We start from the raw sequence: 508 nt of genomic DNA, 5'->3' as shown, positions 1-508 counted from the left end.
AGTCTTCCGTGTCAGCGTATCAGGTATTGTGGACAGCGACAGCAATCCGATTTTTGAGGCACTAGATGTTTCAAATGCCTTTGTTGACACCACCATCAGTGATGAAACGGATCCGGGTCCAGAAGATACGGTCACCGTCACCATGACAGGTCCAGCGAATGTCGTAGAAGGTGACACCACCACAGAGTACACCGTGACACTGAGCGAGCCGGCACCAGTCGGCAGCGTTGTCACATTAGCTTACAGCTACACCACTGCGTCAGGTGATGACATCACCGAAACCACTCAAGCGATTATTGGTGCCGATGGCGTAACAGCGACGTTTACCATCGATACGGTGGATGACGTTTACGCCGAAGGCGATGAAGTGTTCCGCGTCAGCGTATCGGGTATTGTCGATAGCGACAGCAATCCTATCTTCGAAGCACTGAACCTAGATAATGCGTTCGTCGACACCACCATCAGCGATGAAACCGACCCAGGTCCAGAAGATACGGTTACCGTGACC

At 52.2% G+C, this 508-nt stretch carries 1 pseudogene; it reads left to right on the top strand.

Features of this window, described 5'->3' with window-relative positions:
- Positions 1-508: pseudogene (locus tag R7Z77_RS28680) on the top strand (calcium-binding protein); the annotation flags it as partial.

Source organism: Vibrio sp. 1401 (assembly GCF_033340295.1).
This window is presented reverse-complemented; position numbering and strand designations above follow the sequence as displayed.